Below are 21,369 nucleotides of genomic sequence, written 5' to 3' on the forward strand. Positions count from 1 at the left end.
GTGAGCGTGATCACCGCCCTGTGGAACCGTGTGTTCGCCGTGCTCGGACGCGTGTCGATGTATCGACTGGCGTATCTGGCGCTCGCGGCCCTGGCGGTGATCGCCTTCGTCCTGTCGCTGTTCGGCCGGGTCGCACCGGGTCCGCTCGAGCTGGTGGCGACCCTCGCCGTTCTCGCGGCCGTCTGCATCGCCGTCGACTACGCCGCACAGCACGTGCTCCACCTGCATTGGCGCCTGGAATCGTCGCTGATCACCGCGCACATCCTGCTGTTCGTGCTCCGGCCTTCGCTCGAGGTCGCGGCGCTGATCGGCATCGCGCTGGCGGGGGCGGTCGCGTCGCTGTCGAAGTACCTGCTCGCCTGGCGCGGCCGTCACCTGTTCAACCCGGCCGCCGTCGGCGCGACCGCGTTGACCCTGCTCAGCATCGCGTGGCCGCAGCTGGGCGCCTCTGCGTGGTGGGTGGGCACGCCCGCCCTCGCGGGCCCGGTGATCGTGCTCGGGCTGGCCGTGCTGTGGCGCACCGAGAAGGTGCGCGTGGTCGCGCTGTTCCTCGTGGTCGCGGTGGCGGTCGCGGTGGTGCGCACGACCGTGCAGTATCAGGAGGCCGGGCTCGCCGTCGAGATCGGCGACATCCTCTGGGCGCAGCTGTGGTCGTCGCCGTTCCTGTTCCTCGGCGCCTTCATGCTCTCGGAGCCCCTGACCCTGCCGCCGCGACGCTGGCAGCAGATGACGGTGGCCGCCGTGGTCGGCGTGCTCGCCGGGTGGCCGATCGATGTCGGCGCGATCAGCCTCGGCCAGGAGCGGGCGCTGCTGATCGGCAACCTCGTCGCCTGTGCCTTCTCGGTGCGCACCGCGGTGCGCCTGACGCTGGAGTCGCGCACCGAGCTGACCCCGACCGTGCGCGAACTCGCATTCCGCTCCCACCGCCGCCTGCGGTTCCAACCCGGCCAGTACCTCGAGCTCGACGTCCCGCACCGTCACGCCGACGCGCGCGGCACGCGCCGCGAGTTCAGCATCGTCTCCGCCCCCGAGGACCACCCGATCGTGAAGGTGGCCTTCCGCGAGGCGCCGAGCAGCAAGCCGCTGAGCTCGTACAAGAAGGCGCTCGCGCAGGTCACCGCGGGCACCGATCTGGCCGTGACGGGCGTGTGGGGGGACTTCCTGCTGCCCTCGCGCGAAGCGAGCCCCGTGCTGATGGTGGCCGCCGGCATCGGCGTCACGCCGTTCGTGTCCCAGGTGCGGCACATGCGCCTGTCGGGGCACGACCGCGATGTGGTGCTGGTGTACGTGGCCTCCGAGGCGTCGGAGCTCGCCTTCCGCGAGGAGATCGAGGCCGCCGGCATCCACGTCGTGGTCTTCACCCGTGATGAGCCGCAGAATCTGCCGCCGACCTGGTTCTGGGCGCGCGGGGTGCGCCTGGACGCCGAGGGGCTCCTCCGGGTGGTGCCCGACATCTCTGCCCGCCACGCGTACATCTCGGGCCCGCCCGGACTCATCGCCGAGCTCGCGCCGGCGCTGGAGAAGGCGCACTCGATCACGACCGACGCCTTCTCGGGGTACTGAACCGGGTCAGCGGGCCTCGGCGGTCTTCGCGGCGGTCGCCTGCGGCCCTTCGAGCGCTTCTCCGATCGGCGCGGGGTCGGCGGGCCTGGCGGGCAGCCGCACGGTGAAGGTGGTGTCGCCCGGCTCGCTCTCGACGCCGATCGTGCCGCCGTGGGCATCGACGATCGCCCGCGCGATCGACAGGCCGAGTCCGGTGCCGCCGGTCTTGCGGGCACGGGAGCGATCGGCGCGTGCGAAGCGCTCGAAGAGCTCGTCGCGCAGCGCCGGGTCCACGCCCGGGCCGTCGTCGTGCACCGACACCACGGCCGCGCCGTCGTCGTGGCGGACTCCCACCGTCACGGTCGTGCCGGCCGGCGTGTGGGTGCGGGCATTGGCCAGGAGGTTCGCGAGCACCTGCGTCACGCGCGACCCGTCGCCGGCGATGATGACCGGCTCCTCGGGGAGATCGAGGCGCCAGGTGTGGTCGGGGCCCGCCGGCTGGGCGTCGGCGACCGCCTCCATCGCCAGGCGCGACACATCGACGCTGCCGAAGACGAGCTCCTGCCCTTCGTCCAGGCGCGCGAGCAGCAGCAGGTCCTCGACGAGGGTCGTCATCCGCAGGGACTGCGCCTGGATGCGCTCCAGCGCCGAGCCGGTGGTCTCAGCAACCGCCTCCGCCGACACGGCGTCGTTCGGGGAGTTCAGTGCGCGCAGCGACAGCTCCGAATAGCCGCGGATCGAGGCCAGCGGCGTGCGCAGCTCGTGGCTCGCATCGGCGACGAAGGTGCGCATGCGCTCCTCGTTGCGCTGCCGGGCATCGAGTGAGGCATCCACATGGTCGAGCAGGGTGTTCAGAGCCTCGCCGACGCGGCCGATCTCGGTGCGCGGGTCGGCCTGCGCGGCGGGGACGCGCTCGCTGATGGACACCTCGCCCTGATCGAGCCGCTGGCGCGACACGCGGGTGGCGGTCTCCGCGACGGCGCGCAGCGGCGCGAGTCCCGCGCGGATCGTCCAGGCCGTCGCCGCGCCCAGCAGCACGAGGCCGCCGAGGGTGAGAAGGGCGATCGTGATGAGCATCTGGCTGAGGGTGCCCACCACGTCGGCGCGCGAGACTCCCACCACGGCAGCCGCCGGTCCGAACGAGAACCCCTCGACGCTGTAGGTGCCCACCTCGTCGATCGTCACGGTCGCGGCACCGCGGTCCTGGTCCTCGACCCCCGCGCCCATCTGGTCGATCTGGTCGTCGGTGAGCGGCACGACGGCGCCGTCGTCGGAGGTCACCGCCGCCGTGACGCCCGAGGCCGGCGTGCCGACCGCGAGGAAGAACCCGGGCTCGACGGGGCGGTCCTCGAGGATCTCCTCGGCGCTGAGGTCGGCGCGCAGGTACGGACCGATCCACTGCGAGGTGCGCTCGGCCGTCGCCCGCACCTGCTGGTCGAGGCGGCTCTCCAGGACGCTCCCGAGGATCACGCTGGTGGCACCGGCGACGAACACGAGGATGAGCGAGACGATGCCGACCACCGTGACGATCAGGCGCCGCTGCAGAGTCCAGGGGCGCCGCTGCGCGCGCGTGCGGGTCGCTGCCGGTTCGCGCCCGCCCTCGGTGCCGCGCGGGTCGGGGGCTGCGTGCTCGGGCTCGACCGCGGTGTCCGGGCCGGGCGCGGCATCCCGTCCTGTCTCAGGATGGGTCATTGGGGCGCCTTGATCATGTAGCCGACGCCGCGCACGGTGTGGATGAGCGGCTCGTGGCCCTGGTCGATCTTCTTGCGCAGGTACGAGATGTAGAGCTCGACGACGCTCGAGCGGCCGCCGAAGTCGTAGTTCCACACGCGGTCGAGGATCTGCGCCTTCGAGACCACTCGGCGCTGGTTGCGCATGAGGTAGCGCAGCAGCTCGAACTCCGTCGCGGTCAGCTCGATCTGGGCGCCCGCGCGCTCGACCTCATGGCTGTCCTCGTTGAGCGAGAGATCGCCCACGCGCAGGATGGGCTCCGCGCCGCCCGCGTGCGCGGTGCCCGCGCGACGCATCAGGCCCCGGAGCCGTGCGACGACCTCCTCGAGACTGAAGGGCTTGGTGACGTAGTCGTCGCCGCCGGCGGTGAGGCCCGCGATCCGGTCGCCGACGGCGTCCTTGGCGGTGAGGAACAGCACCGGCACGTCGTCGCCCGATTGGCGCAGCCGCTGCAGCACCGCCATGCCGTCGAGGTCGGGCATCATGATGTCGAGCACGATCGCATCCGGGGAGAACTCCCGCGCCGACTGCAGCGCCTCGAAGCCGGAGGCGGCGGTGCGCACCTCCCATCCCTCCATGCGCAGCGCCATCGACAGGAGGTCGGTGAGCATCTGCTCGTCGTCGACGACGAGAACGCGGGGCGAGGAGCCGTCGGGGCGCTGGAGAACGGTGGCGGGAGCGGTCATGTGCTCCATTGTGTGCCCCGACCTATGAGATTCCTATGGTGCGCGCTATGCGGTGGCTGTGAAACGGGATGCCGCACTCATGCGGAATCCAGAGTTCGGCACCCTGAAGGCGATCGGCTGGACCAACGGCCGCGTCGTCGGTCAGGTCGCCGGCGAGTCGATGGTGCAGGGGCTCATCGGCGGCGCGATCGGGCTGGCCGTGGGTCTGGCCGGGATCGCCGTGATCAACCTCGTCTCGCCCACGATCTCGTCGGCGCCGCAGGTGGCCGAGGGCGTTCAGGGCGGCTTCCCCGGCGGCGCCCAAGGCGGGCCCGGAGGCGGCGTCGGCGGCCCGTTCGCCGCCCAGACGGCCGACATCGTGCTGCAGGCGCCGGTCACCCTCACCGTGGTGCTCGCCGCGGTCGGACTCGCGGTGCTCGGCGGTCTCGCCGCCGGCGCGTTCGGCGGCTGGCGGGCTGCGCGCCTGAGTCCCGCCGAAGCACTGCGGTCGGTCTCGTGAGCCCCGCTTTCCCCTTCCGTTCCCGTTCGACGACACAGGAGCTGTCATGACCACCATCACCCAGACGGCGCACGCTGAGCGGCGTCACCCGCACGTACACGCAGAAGCAGCGCGTCGTGAAGGCGCTCACGGGCGTCGACCTCACCATCGACGCGGGCGATTTCCTCACCATCCAGGGCCCGACCGGAGGAGGCAAGTCCACGCTGCTGCAGATCCTCGGGGCGCTCGACCGGCCGTCGGCCGGCTCGGTGCACGTGGCCGGCGTCGACATCTCGACAGCCTCCGGCGCCGAGCTCCAGCGCGTGCGGGCGCACGAGATCGGCTTCGTGTTCCAGGGGTTCAACCTCATCCCGACGCTGACCGCGCACGAGAGCGTGGACATGGCGCTCGAGCCGCTGCACCTGCCCGCCGCCGAGCGCGCCGCGCGCGTCACCGAGGCGCTCACCCACGTCGGCCTCGCCGACCGCGCCATCGTCAAGCGGCCGCGCGTGCTGCTGGCCGACGAGCCCACCGGCAACCTCGACGAGAGCATGCGCGACGAGATCCTCGCGCTTCTGGAGGGCCTCAACGGCGACGGGCTGACGCTCGTGGTCGTGACCCACGACTCGGCGGTCGCGCGTCGTGCGGGGCGGCGGATCCGCCTCGCGAAGGGCGTCGTCACCGAGCTGTGAGACCGCGGGTGCGGCATCCCTCTCGTTGTGGGGGCGGGAACGGATGCCGCACCCGCCGTCCCACGGTTCAGCCCGCAGACCGCGCGTGGGCGACCATCCGGTCGAAGGCGGCGTCCCGCTCGGGGTCGACCCGCTGCGCCTCGGGGTGCGCATCGAACCAGCCGAGCACGCGCCGGGCCCCCTCGTCGAACGTGATCGTCGTGGCGAACTCCGGCACGAGCGCCTGGATCTTCGTGCAGTCGAACACCGCGGAGTGGGTCTTGTCGCCGAGCAGTGACGGACCGCGCTCGGGCGCGAACACCGCGAAGGTGTCGGACGCGACATGCACGAGCTCGGGGGAGGGGATGCCGGCGGCCGCGCCGACCCACTCGTAGATCTGGTTCCAGGTCGGGGCGTGCGAGCCCGTGATCGTGAAGCTGTCGCCGAGGGCCAGGGGGGTGCCGAGCAGTCCCACGAAGCCGACCGCGAAGTCGTCGGCGTGCGTGAGCGTCCACAGGCTCGTCCCATCGCCGTGCACCACGACCGGACGGCCGTCGCGCATCCGCGCCACGTCTGTCCAGCCGCCGATCGTCGGCAGGATCTGCTCGTCGTAGGTGTGCGAGGGCCGCACGATGGTGATCGGGAACCCGCGCTCGCGGAACGCACCCACCAGCACGTCCTCGCACGCGATCTTGTCGCGCGAGTACTGCCAGTACGGGTTGCGCAGCGGCGTCGACTCGGTGATCGGCAGGCGACGCGGCGGCTTCTCGTAGGTGGAGGCGGAGCTGATGAACACGTACTGCCCGCACCGGCCCTCGAACAGGGCGACGTCGGCTCGCACGTGCTCAGGCGCGAACGCGACGAACTGGCATACGACGTCGAAGGAGCGGTCGCCGAGCGCGTCGCGCACCGATGCGGGATCGCGCAGGTCGGCTTGCAGCACGCGCACGGAGTCGGGGATCGCCCGTCGCGCGGTGCCGCGGTTGAGCACGGTGACCTCGTGCCCCCGCTCCACCGCACGCCGCACGCACGCCGCGCTGATCGTGCCGGTGCCGCCGAGGAAGAGGATGCTCGCCACGCGTTCACCCTAACGCCCTGCCGCCGTGTCGGGACGGGGGTCTAGGGTGTCGGCCATGACACTCGACCAGACCACCGTGCTCCGCCCCGGCGACGGCGAGTGGGACGCCGCCCGCCGCTTCCACTCCGGCATCGGCACTCCCGCCGCCATCGTGCGGGCCACCTCGATCGACGACGTGCGCGGCGCTCTGCGCTACGCGGCCGCCGAGCGCCTCGACGTCATGATCCGCGGCGGCGGCCACAGCGCCTGGGGCGAGGTCCCCGGCGGGCTGACGCTCGACATCTCCGCGCTCGACGCCATCGACATCGACCCCGTCGATGTCGAGGGGCGCGCGATCGTGCGGATCGGGGGAGGTGCGCGGTGGGGAGAGGTCGCGCGCGAGCTGTCGGCGCGGGGGCTCGGACTCAGCTCCGGCGACACGGCGTCGGTGGGTGTGGGCGGACTGACGCTCGGCGGCGGAATCGGGCTCATGGTGCGCGCGTGGGGGCTCGCCGCCGACCAGCTCGTCGGCGCGCAGCTGATCACCGCGCGGGGCGAGGTGCTCGAGGCCACCGACGCGTCGCATCCCGACCTGCTGTGGGCATTGCGAGGCGGCGGTGGCAACTTCGGCGTGGTGACGCGCTTCGACTTCCGTGCGCACCGTCTCGACGGCGTCGTGGCCGCGGTGCTGGGGGTGAGCGGCGACGCGCGACCCGTGCTGCGCGCGCTGAGGGAGGTCATGGCCGAGGCGCCTCGCGAACTCACGGTCACCTACGTCGATGTGCCCCCGATGGACCCCGTGGCCCCCGCGGGTGCCACGATCACCGCGGTGTGGGTCGGCGATGACGAGGAGGCGCTTCGCCGCGTGCTCGCGCCGGCGCTGGCGCTGTCGGGTGTCGATGAGCGCGAGTTCGGTTCCGTGTCCTACCCCGATCTGCTGCTGGATGCCCCGGAAGCCGACCCCGAGCACCCGATGCCGGGCTTCGTCGGCGGCAACACGCTGCTGTGCGGCGTGAGCGACGAGGACATCGACCGGCTCGCGGCCTTCCGCGAGTCACGCCCGGCATCGGTGCTCATGCTGCGGTCGCTCGGGGGCGCGTTCGGCGAGGTTCCCCAGGACGCGACGCCCTTCCCGGCCCGGGAGGCGACGTGGTTCGCCATGGCGGGGGCGTTCGATGTCCCGGGCATGATGGACGACGACGCCCGCGCCGCGACCGAAGCCGACTGGGCGGCGATCGAGGCGCGGGGCGCCGGGGTCTACGGCAACTTCACCACCTCGACCGACCCGGGGTGGGCGTCGCGGATGTTCCCGCCCGAGACGATGACGCGCCTGTGCGCGGTCAAGCGCGCGTGGGATCCCGGCAACATCTTCTGCCGCAACCACAATCTGGTGCCGTGAGCGCCAGGATCGAGACCCGGGCCGACCTCAGATGACGGTCAGTGCGTGTCCTCGGCTTCGATCTCGGTGCGGTCGCCCGACCACAGGGTGTGGAAGGTGCCGTCCTTGTCGATGCGCTTGTAGGTGTGGGCGCCGAAGAAGTCGCGCTGTCCCTGGATGAGGGCGGCGGGGAGGCGCTCGGCGCGCAGCCCGTCGTAGTACGCCAGCGACGACGAGAACGCGGGGGCGGGGATGCCGGCCGCGGCCGAGACCTGCACGATGTGCCGCCACGCGTCCTGCGCGCGGCCGAGGGCCTCGACGAAGTACGGGGCGGTGAGCAGCACGGGAAGACCGGGCTCGGCGTCGTAGGCGTCGGCGATCCGGTTGAGGAACTGGGCGCGGATGATGCAGCCGCCGCGCCAGATCTTCGACACGGCACCCAGGTCGATCGACCAGCCGTATTCTGCGGCGCCGGCACGGATCTCGTCGAAGCCCTGGCTGTAGGCGACGATCTTCGACGCGTACAGGGCCAGGCGCACCTGCTCGATGAACGCGTCGGCGTCCTCGACGGTCAGGCCCTCGGCGGGACCGGGCAGGTCGCGCGAGACGGTGCGCTGCTCGGGGTGGCTGGAGAGGGACCGGGCGAAGGTGGCCTCGGCGATGCCCGAGACCGGCACGCCGAGCGAGAGGGCGGTCTGCACGGTCCACGCGCCGGTGCCCTTGGCGCCGGCCTGGTCCAGGATCACGTCGACGAGGGGCTTGCCGGTCTCGGCGTCGATCTGGCGCAGCACCTCGGCCGTGATCTCGATGAGGTAGCTCTCGAGCTCACCCCGGTTCCACTCGGCGAAGACATCCGCGATCTCGGCGGGGGACTTGCCGGTGCCGCGGCGGATGAGGTCGTAGGCCTCCGCGATCAGCTGCATGTCGGCGTACTCGATGCCGTTGTGCACCATCTTCACGAAGTGGCCGGCGCCGTCGTGGCCGACGTGCGTGACGCACGGCTCGCCTTCGGCGACCGCCGCGATCGAGCGGAGGATCGGGCCGAGGGTGACCCACGACTCGTCCGAGCCGCCGGGCATCAGCGACGGGCCCAGCAGAGCGCCCTCCTCACCGCCGGACACGCCCATGCCCACGAAGTTCACACCGGTGGCGCGCACGGCCTTCTCACGGCGGATCGTGTCGGTGAACAGCGCGTTGCCGCCGTCGACGATGATGTCGCCGGGCTCGAAGACCTCCAGCAGCGAATCGATCACCGCGTCGGTGGGGCCGCCGGCCTTGACCATGATCACCGCGGTGCGCGGCACGGTCAGCGAGGCGGCGAACTCCTCGTAGGAGAACGAGGGGACGAAGCCGGCCTCGGGGTGGTCCGCGACCAGTTCGTCGGTCTTGGAGCGGCTGCGGTTGTAGACCGCCACCGTGTTGCCCTCGCGGCTGGCCAGGTTGCGGGCGAGGTTCGACCCCATCACCGCAAGGCCCACCACGCCGATGTTCGCTGCTGCCTCGGTCACTGAAACTCCTGTCGTCGGTCGCTATCCAGCCTAGAGTCTGGCGCGTCCGTGTTACGCGACGGGAGCGGACCGCTCACCGGGGCGGGTGCGCGGTTGTGAGCAGGAGCGGCTCAGTCCTTGTACGCCTGGCGGCCCATCGACCAGAAGGCGAGCACGGTGCCGAGCGTTCCCAGGGCGGCGACGCCCCCGATGATCCACAGCAGTGCGTGGCTCCAGAAGCCGTAGTCCATGCAGTCCTCCGTCGGTGAGTTCGAGTGCGGTTCCTCATCGTAGCCGTGCCGCTGGTAGACTTGCGGACTGTACTTCGGCGAGGGATTCCTCGCGCCCGCGGAAACGACGGGTGCGGCATCCGTGATCGACGCAGTGAAGCAGGCTCCCGGCTTTCCTCACGCGCTCGCGTTCGAGTCGAAACCAGACCCCACACATTTCGGACCACACGGGTCCGCTTGGAAGAACGGGCGCGTGCGCCCGCGAGGAGAACACATGTCCCAGGACATCGACACCAAGGTCCAGGCCGAGGTTCGCGAGAGCTTCGGCAAGGGCTTCGCCCGCCGCCTCCGTGCCGCCGGCAAGATCCCCGCCGTCATCTACGGTCACGGCACCGACCCCGTGCACGTCGCGCTTCCCGGCCACCAGGTCTCGCTCCTGGTCCGCCGCGCCAACGCCGTGCTCGAGCTCGACATCGCCGGCAAGCCGCAGCTCGCTCTCGTGAAGGACGTGCAGAAGGACCCCGTGCACCAGATCATCGAGCACATCGATCTGCTCGTGGTCAAGGCCGGCGAGAAGATCCAGGTCGACGTTCCCATCGTCGTCGTGGGCGAATCGTTCGCGGGCACCATCGCGAACCTCGACGCCGTTTCGGTGGCGCTCGAGGTCGAGGCGACCCACATTCCCGAGCACATCGAGCTCTCCGTGGAGGGCCTCGAAGAGGGCACCCACATCACCGCCGGCGAGCTGACCCTGCCCAAGGGCGCGTCGCTCATCGCCGACCCCGAGCTGCTGATCGTCGCGATCTCGGTGCCCGCGGCCGCTGCCGCCGCCGACGACGAGGCCGCCGAGGGTGAGACCGAGGCCGCCGCGGACGCTTCCGAGGCCGAGGCCGCGGAGTAGGTCTCCCGATCCGGCCGAGAGGCCGATGATCCAGACGAGGGGTGCGGGATGCCGCACCCCTCGTTTCTTTCGTTATGGCGCCCTCGGGCAGGATGGATGACATGGCAGACGCGTGGCTGATCGTCGGTCTCGGCAACCCCGGACCGCGCTATGAGCTGACCCGGCACAACGTCGGCCAGCTGGTCGTCGACGAGCTCGCGGCACGCCGCGGCCAGGGCTTCGCGGCGCACAAAGCGAACGCCCGCGTCGCCGAGACCTGGCTGCGCCCGGGTGCGGCCAAGCTCATCCTCGCCAAGCCCAATTCCTTCATGAACGTCTCGGGCGGGCCGGTGTCGTCGCTGGCCAAGTACTACGGGATCGAGCCGGCGCGTGTCGTGGTCGTCCATGACGAGCTCGACATCCCCTTCGACACGATCAAGCTCAAGATCGGCGGCGGCCACGGCGGCCACAACGGCGTGCGGGATGTGGCCAAGGCACTCGCCACCCCGGAGTTCCCGCGTGTGCGTGTGGGCATCGGTCGTCCCCCGGGGCGGCAGGACGCCGCAGACTGGGTGCTCGACCCCTTCGGCGCGACCGAGCGCAAGAACCTGCCGATCCTCCTCGGCGACGCGGCCGACGCCGTCGAGCAGCTCGTCGACGAGGGGCTGGTCGCCGCCCAGCAGAAGCACCACGCCCCGCGGGCGTAGGCGGCGTCAGCGCGCCGGGGCCGTGTCAGCCCGAGAGTCCGCTCATCCCGAAGCCGGCCGCGAGCCCGATCTGCAGCGCCGTGAAGAAGATCACGGGGCCGAGCGCGGCCACCACGACGGCGGCGATCCCGACCCCGCGGCCGCGGCGGCGCACGATCGCGACGGTGCCCTGGGCGAGCGCCCAGACGCCCAGCACGGTTCCGATCCAGAACGACACCTCGCCCACGAGCACCCAGACGCGCACGGGGGCCAGCACCGAGAGGTCGAGATCGGGTGACGCGTTCAGGGCGATCTCGCGGCCGGCGCCGGCCGCGATCGCCGCACCGGCGCCCGCGGCGAGAAGTGACGCGCCCACGGCGGCGAGGAGGGCGAGCACGAGCGCGACGATCCCGAGCGCGGGAGAGCCCGTGGCGGCGGGCACGACGGGCTGCGGGTGCAGAGGGGGCACCCGTGCGGACCCGGGCGGTGGCGCGTACGCCGCGCCGGAGGTGGGGTACCCGGGCGGAGGCCCGTACACCGGCGCGCTCGGCGGGGCCCACCCGGCGGGCGGCGGCACCGGGGGAGCGGGCGGGTTCTGCTCGGGGTTCTCGCTCACGCGTTCATCCTAGGAGGGCGCCGCCGGTGCCGGGCGCCGCCGATGTCGCGCGCCCCGCGTAGACTTCTGCGGTGACAGTTCCCGGGATCGTTCGCGCCCTCGAGCAGGCTGAGTCATTCCGGGATGCCGTCGCGGCGGCGCCCGTCGACGCAGACTTCTCCCTCGTCGAGGGGCTCGGTGCCCCGCTGCTGGCCGCACTGCTGGAGCGGCGACGCCAGGCGGGCCGGCCCGGTGCATTGCTGGTCGTCGCGCCCACCGGCCGCCGTGCCGAATCGCTCGGTCCGGCGTTGGAAGCGCTGCTGCCCGGCGCCGAGGTGCTGCACTTCCCCGCCTGGGAGACCCTGCCCCACGAACGGCTGAGCCCGAGCGCCGAGATCGTCGGACGGCGGCTCGACGTGCTGCATCGCGTCGCGCGCTGGGACGGCGCGCGTCCCCTCGTCGTGACCGCGTCCGTGCGCGGCGCCATCCAGCCGCTCGCCCCGGGGCTCGCCGACGCCGAGACCGTCCACCTCACCATGGGGGGCCGCGGCCACGACCTCGGCGAGGTCGCGGCACGGCTGGTCGAGCTGGCCTATCACCGCGTCGACATGGTGTCGCGTCGTGGCGAGTTCGCGATGCGCGGCGGCATCCTCGACGTGTTCCCGCCCATCGCCGCACACCCGTACCGCATCGAGTTCTTCGGCGACGAGGTCGAGCAGATCCGCGCCTTCTCGGTGGCCGATCAGCGTTCGCTGCCGGGCGACGTCGCCGACGTCGAACTGCTGCCCAGCCGGGAGCTGCTCCTCACCGCACAGGTGCGCGAGCGCGCCCTCGAGCTGCGAGACCGCTTCCCGGGCCTGCGCGGCATGCTCGAGAAGATGTCGGAGGGCATCCCGGTCGAGGGCATGGAGTCGCTCCTGCCCGCCGTGCTCGACACGCTCGTGACGCTCGTCGACTACCTGCCCGAGGGGGCGGGCGTGGCCCTCGTCGACCCCGAGCGTGCCGTCACCCGCGCGATGACCCTCGGCGAGACCAACCGCGAGTTCCTGGATGCCGCATGGAGTGCCGCCACGGCGGGAGCCGACACCCCCATCGACCTGGGCGCCGGAGACTTCGTGACCCTGCCCGCGCTGCAGGCCGCCGCCCACGCCCGCGGCGATGTCTGGTGGACGCTCAGCGCGTTCGACTCCGGCGCGGCCGATGCGGGTGCCGAGGGCCTGATCGACATCGACGTCGCCCTGGAGGCCGCTGCCGCCGTGCGGGTGCCGGGCACCGCCGTGCCGTCGTTCCAGGGCAACGTCGACGGCGCCACAGCCCATGTCGGCGCGCTGCTGGCCGACGGCTGGCGCGTCGTGGTCGCCGCCTCCGGCGCGGGCCTGGTGGAGCGCGCGCGCGACGTGCTGGCCGAGCGGGGCATCGCCGCGCGCAAGGTCGACGACATCGCGGACGCCTTCGAGCCCGGGGTCGCGCACGTCGTGGTCTCCACCCTCGAGCGCGGGTTCGAGTGCGCCGACGCGAAGCTCGCCGTGCTCACCGAGAACGAGTTCTACGGCCGCACGATCGGCGGCGATCAGCGGGTCGTCAAGAAGCTCGCTTCGCGCCGCAAGGCGGTCGTCGACCCCCTGCAGCTGAAGAACGGCGACTACGTCGTGCACGCCACGCACGGCATCGGCAAGTTCGTGGAGCTGATCCAGCGCGAGGTCTCCTCCGGCGGGCGCAACGCCGTGAAGACCCAGCGCGAGTACCTCGTGCTGGAGTACGCACCCAGCAAGCGCGGCTACCCGGGTGACAAGCTCTTCGTGCCCACCGACCAGCTCGACCAGCTCTCGCGGTACGTGGGCGGCGAGGCCCCCGCTCTGTCGAAGATGGGAGGCAGCGACTGGGCGCAGGCGAAGTCCAAGGCGCGCAAGGCGGTGCGCGACATCGCGGTCGAGCTCGTCAAGCTCTACTCGGCGCGCATGGCCGCCAAGGGCCACGCCTTCGGGCCCGACACCCCGTGGCAGCGCGAGCTGGAGGAGGCGTTCCCGTTCGCCGAGACCCCCGATCAGCTCCAGACGATCGACGAGATCAAGGCCGACATGGAGAAGCCGATCCCCATGGACCGGCTGCTGTCGGGTGATGTCGGCTTCGGCAAGACCGAGGTCGCCGTGCGTGCCGCGTTCAAGGCGATCCAGGACGGCAAGCAGGTCGCGATGCTCGTGCCGACGACGCTGCTGGTCAAGCAGCACTTCGAGACCTTCACCGAGCGGTTCGCCGGCTTCCCGGTCAAGGTGAAGGCGCTCTCGCGCTTCCAGACCGACAAGCAGGCCCGCGAGGTGGTGGCGGGGCTGGCCGACGGCACCGTCGACATGGTCATCGGCACCCACCGCATCCTCACCGAGAAGGTGCTGTTCAAGGACCTCGGCCTCATGATCATCGACGAGGAGCAGCGCTTCGGCGTCGAGCACAAGGACTCGCTGAAGAAGCTGAAGACCAACGTCGACATCCTCGCGATGAGCGCGACCCCGATCCCTCGCACGCTCGAGATGGCGGTGACCGGCATCCGCGAGATGTCGACCCTGCAGACCCCGCCCGAGGACCGGCATCCGATCCTCTCCTACGTCGGTGCGCGCAACGACAAGCAGATCGCCGCGGCCATCCGGCGTGAGCTGCTGCGCGAGGGGCAGGTCTTCTACGTGCACAATCGCGTGCAGTCGATCCAGCGCGTCGCCGCCGATCTCGCCGAGCTCGTGCCCGAAGCGCGCATCGCCGTCGCGCACGGCCAGATGGGCGAGCACGCGTTGGAGCAGGTCGTCGACGATTTCTGGGAGCGCAAGGCCGACGTGCTCGTGTCGACCACGATCATCGAGACGGGCCTGGACATCTCGAACGCCAACACGATCATCATCGACCGGGCCGACAAGTACGGCCTCAGCCAGCTTCACCAGCTGCGCGGCCGCGTCGGCCGCGCGCGCGAGCGCGCGTACGCGTACTTCCTCTACGACGACATGAAGCCGCTCAGCGAGACCGCCGCCGACCGCCTGGAGACGATCGCCGTCAACAACGACCTCGGCTCGGGCATGCAGGTCGCGCTCAAGGACCTCGAGATCCGCGGCGCGGGCAACCTCCTCGGGGCCGAGCAGGCGGGGCACATCGCCGGGGTGGGGTTCGACCTGTATCTGCGCATGATCGGCGAGGCCGTGGCGACCTTCCGCGGCGAGGAGACCGAGGGTCCCACCGAGCTGCGGCTGGAGCTGCCCGTGCAGGCGCGCATCCCCGAGCACTACATCGACAGCGAGCGGTTGCGCCTGGAGGCGTATCAGAAGCTGTCCGCGGCGGCCGCCGTCACCGCGAAGGACGACGCGATCGACCTCGTCATCGAGGAGCTCACCGACCGCTACGGCGAGCCGCCCGCCGAGGTGTCTGGCCTGCTCGCGGTCGCGCGGCTGCGACGTCGGGCCGGCCAGGCGGGGCTGGCCGACGTGGTGGCCATGGGCCCGAACCTGCGCATCGCCCCCGCGAACCTGCCGGATTCGATGCGGGTGCGCCTGCAGCGACTGCACCCGAAGGCGAAGCTGCTCTCCGGTGGCGACGCCCTGGTCGTACCGTTGCCGTCCGCCGGCGGGGAGCCGCTGGCCGATGCGGATCTCATCGCGTGGGTGGGGGAGCTGCTGGGACAGCTGTGGCCGGAGAAGAAGGAAGCCGCGCCCGGCGCGACCGCCGCGACCGGCTGACACCACGGTGCCGGCGCACTAGTCTCTGGTGCCAGACCGGGGCGGAGCGCCTCGGCGTGAGCGCAGCAGGCGGCTGAGCATGATCCGTCGGATCGTGGTGATCGATGCGGTCACGGTCGTGACCGCGACGGCGCTGTGCCTGGGCGCGCTCGCCGTCGGCAGCCCCGACGCGGTCGCCGTGGCCAGCGGTGCGTCCGCGATCCTCACGGGCGTCCTGGTGATGGTCGCGCGCCCGCGCTCCGTCGTCGGCCTCCTGCTCGTCGCGGCCGGTGGCGTCTGGTTCGCGAGCGATCTCGCCGCCCTCCCCGGTCCCGCTGGCGCCGTCGCCGCGCAGGCTGTCTACCTGCACCGCGCGTTCCTCGTGCACGCGACCTTCACACCTCCCACGGCGCGGGCCGGATCGACGCTCCGACGGGTGGGCATCGTCGCGACGTATGCGATCTGCGCAGTGCCTGCGCTGTGGAGCACCGCGGCGGGGGCGACCGCCTGGGCGGGGGCCTACGCCGCGCTGGCCGTCTGGGCCGCCGTGCGTGCACCGGTGCGGCTCCGGCGTTCGCGAACCGTGGCCGCGGTCGCGGCCATCGTCCTCGGACTGGCGGTGGGCGGGGCCGGGGTGGCCCGGGCTGTCGACCCGGGACCGCCGACGGCCGCCGCCTCGCTCCTGGTCTACGAAGTCGGATTCGTCATCGCCGCCGTGCTCCTCGGAATCGGAGCGGTGGTGCGGCCCCGTATCGAGCCCGACAGGGTGCTCGCCATGGCGGACGCGGAAGGCTCGCTCCGGGACGCCCTCGCCTGGGCGGTGGACGACCCGCAGCTGCGGCTGAGCACCGCCGAAGTTTCGGCGATGGCCGGGGGTGAGACATCCGCCGTCGGGAGGGTGCGTCGGCGGGTGCATCTCGATGACCGGTCCGTCGTCGAGATCGATCTCGACGAGACCGTGTCGATGGATGCCGCGGCCATGGTCACGCTGGAGACCGCGGTGCGCATCAACGCGCGGGCCGCCATGCTGCGTGCCCGGCTGGCAGACCAGGCCGAGCTGCTCGCGCAGTCGCGACGGCGACTCCTGCGGGCGTCCGATCAGGAGGAGAGCCGCGTGGAATCACTCGTCGCGGACGGCGCGGGTGCCCGACTGCGTGCGGTCGCGGATCTGCTGCGCGTGTCGGCGGATCGCGCCGGGGCGGAACTGACGCCGACGATCGACGAGCTGCGCGCGTCGGTGCGGGCCATGGAGGACCTCCTCGCGCGGGTGCGCACCGGCATCTACCCGCGAGTGCTCGACGAGCAGGGGCTCACTGCCGCCGTCGATGCGGCGGCCCGGGCCTGTCCGGTTCCGGTGTCGACGGAGATCCGTGTCGACGCACTGGCGCCGGACCTCGAGCGCGCCGTCTACTACGTCGTGTCCGAGGCGCTGGCCAATGTCGCCAAGCACTCCGGCGCTGCGGCGGCGCTGGTGCAGATCGTGGGCGGCGACGACCTCGTCGTCGCGGTCCACGATGACGGCATCGGAGGCGCGCCTCTCGACGCACGTCTGGGCGGTCTGCGCGATCGCGTCGCCGCATGGGGTGGTCTGCTGACCCTCTCCGGTTCTCCTGGCGGGGGGACGACCGTACGAGCCGAGTTCCCGCTGACCCGCGGTCGCCGCGTGCAGGAGGAGCCTCCGACCGCAATGCGGGGGAGCGCCCGGTGAAGGGGGCCGCGCTCTGGGCGCTGCTGGGCGGGTGCATCGCGATCGACCTCGTCGCGATCTCGGTGCTGGTCACCCCCGCGCAGACGCTGACTCCGCTCATGCGCGCGCCATGGGCGGGGTCCGCGGCGCTCGTGGCCGGACTCATGGCCGCCGCGGTGTCGATCGTCCTCGCCTCCACGCGAGCGCGGGGTGGGCGGACCGCAGCTCTGGCACTCGCCTCCGCAGCGTGGCTGGCGCCCACCCTGGGGGCCGGAGCGCCGGTCGTGCTGAGCGCACTGGCCGGATCTGTCGCGGTGATGCTGCCGGCGGCATTGGCTCATCTGTGCGCCCCTGCGCCGCCGCCCGCGGGTCCGATCGTGCCGCGTCTGGTGCTGTCGGGCTATGTCGTCGCCGCGGCCGCCGGGGTGCTGCGTCTCACCATGTATCAGCCGTTCGACGACCCCGGCTGCTGGGCGGATTGTCGCCGAAGTCCGTTCGCGTTGCTCTCGTGGGTGCCGGCAGTCGATGTCGCGTGGGCACTGTCGGCCGGGGTCTGCGCCGCCCTCGCCCTCTCCCTCACGATTCAGGCGTCGAGCGCGAGGTCGTCTCCGGCTTGGCGGCTCACCGCGACGACGGCGACCCGTGCCGTCGTCGTCATCGGCCTCGCCGTTGTCGCCGTCGCCGCGCCCGGATCGCACGCCGACCCCGCCGACGGGTCGGTTGCCGCCGGCCTGCTGATCACCGCGGCGGGGTCCATCGCGCTGGCCGGCCTGTACCTGGTGCGCAGCGTGGCCGGCGCCGGTCGTGCACGACGGCTGCGTGCGATCGTCGCCGGCGCTGACGGCGGGTCGTGGGAGAGGGTTCTCGGCGAGGCCGTCGGAGATCCGACCCTGCGGGTCGCGTACCGGGTCGCAGACGGCTGGGTGGACGAGTCGGGGGCGCCCCGGGATCCCGACGTGCGGGCCGTGCGCGTGGTGTCCGGTGGGCGCGAAGTCGCCGCCATCACCCATCGCCGCGATCTCGACCTGCTCGTGGACGAGATCGGGCCTGCGCTGCGTCTCGCGATCGGGAATGAAGCCCTGCGGATCGAGCTGGACGGGAGGATCCGGGAGCTGCGCGTGTCGCGCGCCCGTGTCGTGGCGGCTGCGGACGCGCGCCGCCGGGCACTGGAGCGGGATCTCCACGACGGCGCGCAGCAGGAGCTGATCGGTCTCGCGTGGCGCCTGCGCGCGGCAGCGGATGCGGCTGGGCGGCAAGGATCGCCGGTCGCGGCCGAACTCGAGCAGGCAGTCGGGGAGGCCCGCGCCGCGCTGGAGGATCTGCGGGAGGTGGCTCACGGGATATACCCGGTCGTGCTCGCCAACGACGGTCTCGTGTCCGCCCTGCGAAGCCATGCGCTCACAGCCCCGGTCGCGGTCTCGGTGCGTGGCGAACCCCCGCGGGCGGCGGCGGCCGAGGAAGCCGCACTGTACCTCTTCGCCGTCGAAGCGATCGCATCGGCGGCGGCCGGCGGCGCCCCCGATATCGAAGTGATTCTCGAAGGATCGGCTGTCGCGATCTCGGTCACCGTGCGTGCACCGGGGTTCCCTCGGCTGCCGGTCGGTGGAGGCGTCGTCGACCGCATCGGGGCGGTCGGCGGTGCCATCGCGCCCGAGGGCACGTCAGCGCGCGTGCCCACCCGCTCCGAGACGCCCGCGTAGACTCCGGCCATGCGCGTGGTGGTCGCGGACGATTCCCTGCTGATGCGACGCGGCATCGTGGAGACGGTGCGCGGAGGCGGGCACGACGTCGTCGGTGAGGCGGGCGATGTCGCGCAGCTGATGGGGATGGTGTCGGACGCGATGCCGGATGCTGCGATCATCGACATCCGCATGCCGCCGACGCACACGACTGAAGGGCTGGACGCCGCCCAGCGGATACGCGCCGAGCTTCCCGCGACGGCCGTGCTCGTGCTGTCGCAGTACGTGGAGTCGGCCTACGCGGAGCGCCTCATCGAGGAGAGCCCCAACGGGATCGGCTACCTGATCAAGGATCGGATCCTCGACGCGCACGTCCTGCTCGACGCCCTCGATCGCGTCCACCACGGGCAATGCGTCGTCGATCCCACCATCGTCGCCCAGCTGCTGGCTCGGATCCGACGCGACGACCCGCTCGCGCGGCTGAGCGCACGCGAGCGGGAGGTCCTGTCCTATCTGGCTGAGGGACTCACCAACCGAGCCATCGCGTCGGCGATGTTCGTCACGGAGCGGACGATCGAGACCCACGTGCGGAATGTATTCGACAAGCTGGGACTCGTCGAAGGTCCCGACCAGCACCGCCGCGTCCTCGCGGTGCTCACGTTCCTCCGGGGATGAGAGCCGCTCTGGTCAGTCGATCTTCTCCAGCGTCTTGGTCGTCCACACCCAGGCGTCCTCGTCGCCCAGGCCCGGACCCGGCGTGAGCACGAGGTCGCCGTCCTCGCCCTGCGCGAATCCGAACTCCATCCGTGCGCCGTCGCTCCACACGAGCGTGAGCTCTTCGCCGGTGACGATGTACGTGCCGCCGCCGTAGTCCGCTTCCTGCCTTCCGTCTCGCACGCGGTGGTTCCACGTGTGGTCGGCGAGCGTCAGCGTGGTGATCCAGGGCCAGGGGTATCGAGGGTCGTCGGGCCGGCCGGCCGCCTCGGCGTCCTCGGCGGTCAACTCGAACCGGTAGACGCCCTCGAGCTCCTCGGCATCCCCAGTGGCCGAGGAGCTCGAGGGAGATGTGGCCGCCGGGTCGCACTCGGCGGGGATCGAGACCGGATCTGCGTCGATCTCCGACTTCAGGGCGAGGATGGCATCGAGCGAGGATGCGCCGCCGGGGAGCGCGCGGATCTCGTCGAGCACAGGCTCGACAGAACGCGCCATCTCCGCGATCGCGTCTGCGCCGGCTCGATCGATCCGACCGCCCGCGATGCAGAACATCGTCATGCCCTCGACCTCGTCGGGGGTGGTCTGCGGCGATGCGAGCGACGCCTGCTGTGCGGCCTCGTCGATCCACTCCCGCTGAGTCGGGGTGAGCCCCTCCAGGCGTGCCGCGTTCCCGATCAGGGCGATCGTCTCCGGCCAGAGCACCACGTCGCTGGTGACGTACGGGGCGAAGCGCACCGTGTTGTTGATGGCGACGGTGGAGAACTGCTTCTCGAAGCCCTGGATGCTGCCGTCGTCGAGTCCGGCGTCCAACCCCTCGGGCACGTCGCTGACGGGATGGGCGCCCAGGGCGCTGATCGAGGCCGCAGAGAGCTCGGACGGGAACGATTGGAACGTGATGCCGTCGAAGTCGGCCAGTTCGGTCATCGGCGCATCCACGGCGAACGGGTGACGCAGGCCACCGGCCAGCACGCCCACCGCGATCACTCCGTCGAGTGAGAGCTGGTCGATCATCGCGGCGGGGATCTCGCTTTCGACGATGGCGCGCTGCAGCTCCATGCTGTCCACCACGAAGGGGGCGGTCAGGGGTGCGAAGGCCGGCTCGTCCAAGAGATCGAACGCGCGGGTGCCCACCCAGGCGAGGTCGACCTCGCCTGCCGCGACGTCCTCGATCGTGCTCTTCTCGAACCCGGGCGCGAAATCGCGCCAGAGGTGTCGGAGGTCGATCGTGATCATTCCCCCGGAGACCTCCTCGACGGCGTTCACGAACTCCGTCACCTGCGGGACGTAGTCCAGGTGCGCGTAGGGATTCGCGAAGGTGAGCGTGACCGATTCCGACGTCGCGCCGGCCCGATCGACCGGCGCCGCGCAGCCGGCGCAGACCAGCGCGGCGACACCGACGAGGATCGCTGCGGGTGAGGTGGTGCGCATGGCGATCTCCTTTCGTACAGTGTCGAAGATAGGAATGTCGGCGACAAGGCGGATCCGTGCGAGCGCGGGAGTCGACTCAGTGGTGGCACGCAGATCGCGGTGCCTGCCGGCGCGGGGAGGCCGCAATGAGATTCGAGCACCTCGGGGCCCAGCCCCGCATCCATCCCGATGCCGTGATCGCGGCCACCGCCGTCATCAGCGGCGACGTCACGATCGGGGCCGACTGCCAGGTGCTCCACGGGGCGGTGATCACGGCCGAGGGCGGGGCGATCACGCTGGGGGAGAACGTGATCGTGATGGAGAACGCGCTGATCCGCGCGACCGCCACGAACCCCGTGCACATCGGCGACCACGTGCTGGTGGGGCCGATGGCGAGCGTGTCGGGCGCGGTGGTCGACGACGAGGTGTTCCTGGCCACCGGCACGCGCATCTTCAACGGCGCGCACATCGGCGCCCGCAGCGAGGTGCGCATCAACGCGGTCGTGCACCTGCGCACCACGCTGCCGCGGGAGACGGTCGTGCCGATCGGCTGGGTCGCCGTGGGGGAGCCGGTGCAGATCCTGCCGCCCGATCGCCACGAGGAGATCTGGGCCGCCCAGCGCGAGCTGGACTTCCCCGGCTATGTCTTCGGGCTCGACCGGGACACGCCGGACCTCATGGTCCAGCTCACCGAGCGCTACGGGCGCAGTCTCGCCCGTCACGCCGACGACCACCGCGTCGACGGCTGAGCCGTCGCGTGCGGGATGCC

The 21,369-nt window shown here is 71.7% G+C and carries 16 protein-coding genes and 1 pseudogene; 11 read left to right on the forward strand and 6 right to left on the reverse strand.

Annotation, left to right across the window (positions count from 1 at the left end; all coding sequences use genetic code 11):
* Positions 1–1,563, forward strand: coding sequence for an FAD-dependent oxidoreductase (locus HQM25_RS06285; protein WP_254359578.1), 1,563 nt, complete (start codon positions 1–3; stop codon positions 1,561–1,563).
* A 6-nt stretch (positions 1,564–1,569) separates the two neighbouring features.
* On the opposite strand, the gene HQM25_RS06290 is transcribed toward HQM25_RS06285, so the two are convergent.
* Both HQM25_RS06290 and HQM25_RS06295 read right to left on the reverse strand, forming a co-directional pair.
* Positions 1,570–3,234 carry a sensor histidine kinase gene (locus tag HQM25_RS06290; protein ID WP_172989463.1) on the reverse strand — a complete coding sequence of 555 codons (1,665 nt, stop codon included), beginning with the start codon at positions 3,232–3,234 and terminating at the stop codon, positions 1,570–1,572.
* Positions 3,231–3,959, reverse strand: coding sequence for a response regulator transcription factor (locus HQM25_RS06295; RefSeq protein WP_172989464.1), 729 nt, complete (start codon positions 3,957–3,959; stop codon positions 3,231–3,233). Before HQM25_RS06295 ends, HQM25_RS06290 begins: the two co-directional genes overlap by 4 nt.
* An 82-nt stretch (positions 3,960–4,041) precedes the next feature.
* On the opposite strand from HQM25_RS06295, the pseudogene HQM25_RS06300 reads away from it, so the two are divergent.
* Both HQM25_RS06300 and HQM25_RS06305 read left to right on the forward strand, forming a co-directional pair.
* Positions 4,042–4,458: pseudogene (locus HQM25_RS06300) on the forward strand (FtsX-like permease family protein); the annotation flags it as partial.
* A 116-nt stretch (positions 4,459–4,574) separates the two neighbouring features.
* On the forward strand, positions 4,575–5,129 hold the full coding sequence (locus HQM25_RS06305; protein ID WP_367948297.1) for an ABC transporter ATP-binding protein: 555 nt from the start codon (positions 4,575–4,577) through the stop codon (positions 5,127–5,129).
* Between the two features lie 67 nt (positions 5,130–5,196).
* Here the strand turns inward: HQM25_RS06305 and HQM25_RS06310 are convergent, their stop codons facing one another.
* Positions 5,197–6,186 (reverse strand): SDR family oxidoreductase, encoded by a 990-nt coding sequence (locus HQM25_RS06310; RefSeq protein WP_172989466.1) that lies wholly within the window; start codon positions 6,184–6,186, stop codon positions 5,197–5,199.
* A gap of 55 nt (positions 6,187–6,241) precedes the next feature.
* On the opposite strand from HQM25_RS06310, the gene HQM25_RS06315 reads away from it, so the two are divergent.
* The gene (locus tag HQM25_RS06315; protein WP_172989467.1) at positions 6,242–7,564 is read left to right on the forward strand and encodes an FAD-binding oxidoreductase; all 1,323 of its coding nucleotides are present in this window, start codon (positions 6,242–6,244) and stop codon (positions 7,562–7,564) included.
* A gap of 38 nt (positions 7,565–7,602) precedes the next feature.
* Here the strand turns inward: HQM25_RS06315 and gndA are convergent, their stop codons facing one another.
* A complete protein-coding gene (gene gndA / locus HQM25_RS06320; RefSeq protein ID WP_172989468.1) occupies positions 7,603–9,051 on the reverse strand; it encodes an NADP-dependent phosphogluconate dehydrogenase in 1,449 nt (482 codons plus the stop codon).
* A 483-nt stretch (positions 9,052–9,534) separates the two neighbouring features.
* On the opposite strand from gndA, the gene HQM25_RS06325 reads away from it, so the two are divergent.
* The gene (locus tag HQM25_RS06325) at positions 9,535–10,161 is read left to right on the forward strand and encodes a 50S ribosomal protein L25/general stress protein Ctc (protein ID WP_172989469.1); all 627 of its coding nucleotides are present in this window, start codon (positions 9,535–9,537) and stop codon (positions 10,159–10,161) included.
* 101 nt (positions 10,162–10,262) lie between these two features.
* Positions 10,263–10,847, forward strand: a complete 585-nt coding sequence (gene pth, locus HQM25_RS06330) for an aminoacyl-tRNA hydrolase (protein ID WP_172989470.1) — start codon at positions 10,263–10,265, stop codon at positions 10,845–10,847.
* A gap of 25 nt (positions 10,848–10,872) precedes the next feature.
* Here the strand turns inward: pth and HQM25_RS06335 are convergent, their stop codons facing one another.
* Positions 10,873–11,442 carry a hypothetical protein gene (locus HQM25_RS06335; protein ID WP_172989471.1) on the reverse strand — a complete coding sequence of 190 codons (570 nt, stop codon included), beginning with the start codon at positions 11,440–11,442 and terminating at the stop codon, positions 10,873–10,875.
* A 71-nt stretch (positions 11,443–11,513) separates the two neighbouring features.
* Between HQM25_RS06335 and mfd the strand changes: the two genes are divergently transcribed.
* From mfd to HQM25_RS06355, 4 genes are all read left to right on the forward strand, one after another.
* Positions 11,514–15,134, forward strand: a complete 3,621-nt coding sequence (gene mfd, locus HQM25_RS06340; protein WP_172989472.1) for a transcription-repair coupling factor — start codon at positions 11,514–11,516, stop codon at positions 15,132–15,134.
* A 79-nt stretch (positions 15,135–15,213) separates the two neighbouring features.
* The gene (locus tag HQM25_RS06345; RefSeq protein WP_172989473.1) at positions 15,214–16,821 is read left to right on the forward strand and encodes a sensor histidine kinase; all 1,608 of its coding nucleotides are present in this window, start codon (positions 15,214–15,216) and stop codon (positions 16,819–16,821) included.
* Positions 16,818–18,500 (forward strand): histidine kinase dimerization/phosphoacceptor domain-containing protein, encoded by a 1,683-nt coding sequence (locus HQM25_RS06350; RefSeq protein ID WP_172989474.1) that lies wholly within the window; start codon positions 16,818–16,820, stop codon positions 18,498–18,500. Before HQM25_RS06345 ends, HQM25_RS06350 begins: the two co-directional genes overlap by 4 nt.
* 9 nt (positions 18,501–18,509) lie before the next feature.
* On the forward strand, positions 18,510–19,154 hold the full coding sequence (locus tag HQM25_RS06355) for a response regulator transcription factor (protein WP_172989475.1): 645 nt from the start codon (positions 18,510–18,512) through the stop codon (positions 19,152–19,154).
* Between the two features lie 12 nt (positions 19,155–19,166).
* Here the strand turns inward: HQM25_RS06355 and HQM25_RS06360 are convergent, their stop codons facing one another.
* The gene (locus HQM25_RS06360; RefSeq protein ID WP_172989476.1) at positions 19,167–20,621 is read right to left on the reverse strand and encodes a TRAP transporter substrate-binding protein; all 1,455 of its coding nucleotides are present in this window, start codon (positions 20,619–20,621) and stop codon (positions 19,167–19,169) included.
* Positions 20,622–20,746: 125 nt separating this feature from the next.
* Between HQM25_RS06360 and HQM25_RS06365 the strand changes: the two genes are divergently transcribed.
* Positions 20,747–21,349 (forward strand): gamma carbonic anhydrase family protein, encoded by a 603-nt coding sequence (locus HQM25_RS06365; protein ID WP_172989477.1) that lies wholly within the window; start codon positions 20,747–20,749, stop codon positions 21,347–21,349.
* Positions 21,350–21,369 lie beyond the last annotated feature (20 nt).

The organism is Microbacterium hominis (genome assembly GCF_013282805.1).
In the GTDB taxonomy this organism is placed as follows: domain Bacteria; phylum Actinomycetota; class Actinomycetes; order Actinomycetales; family Microbacteriaceae; genus Microbacterium; species Microbacterium hominis_B.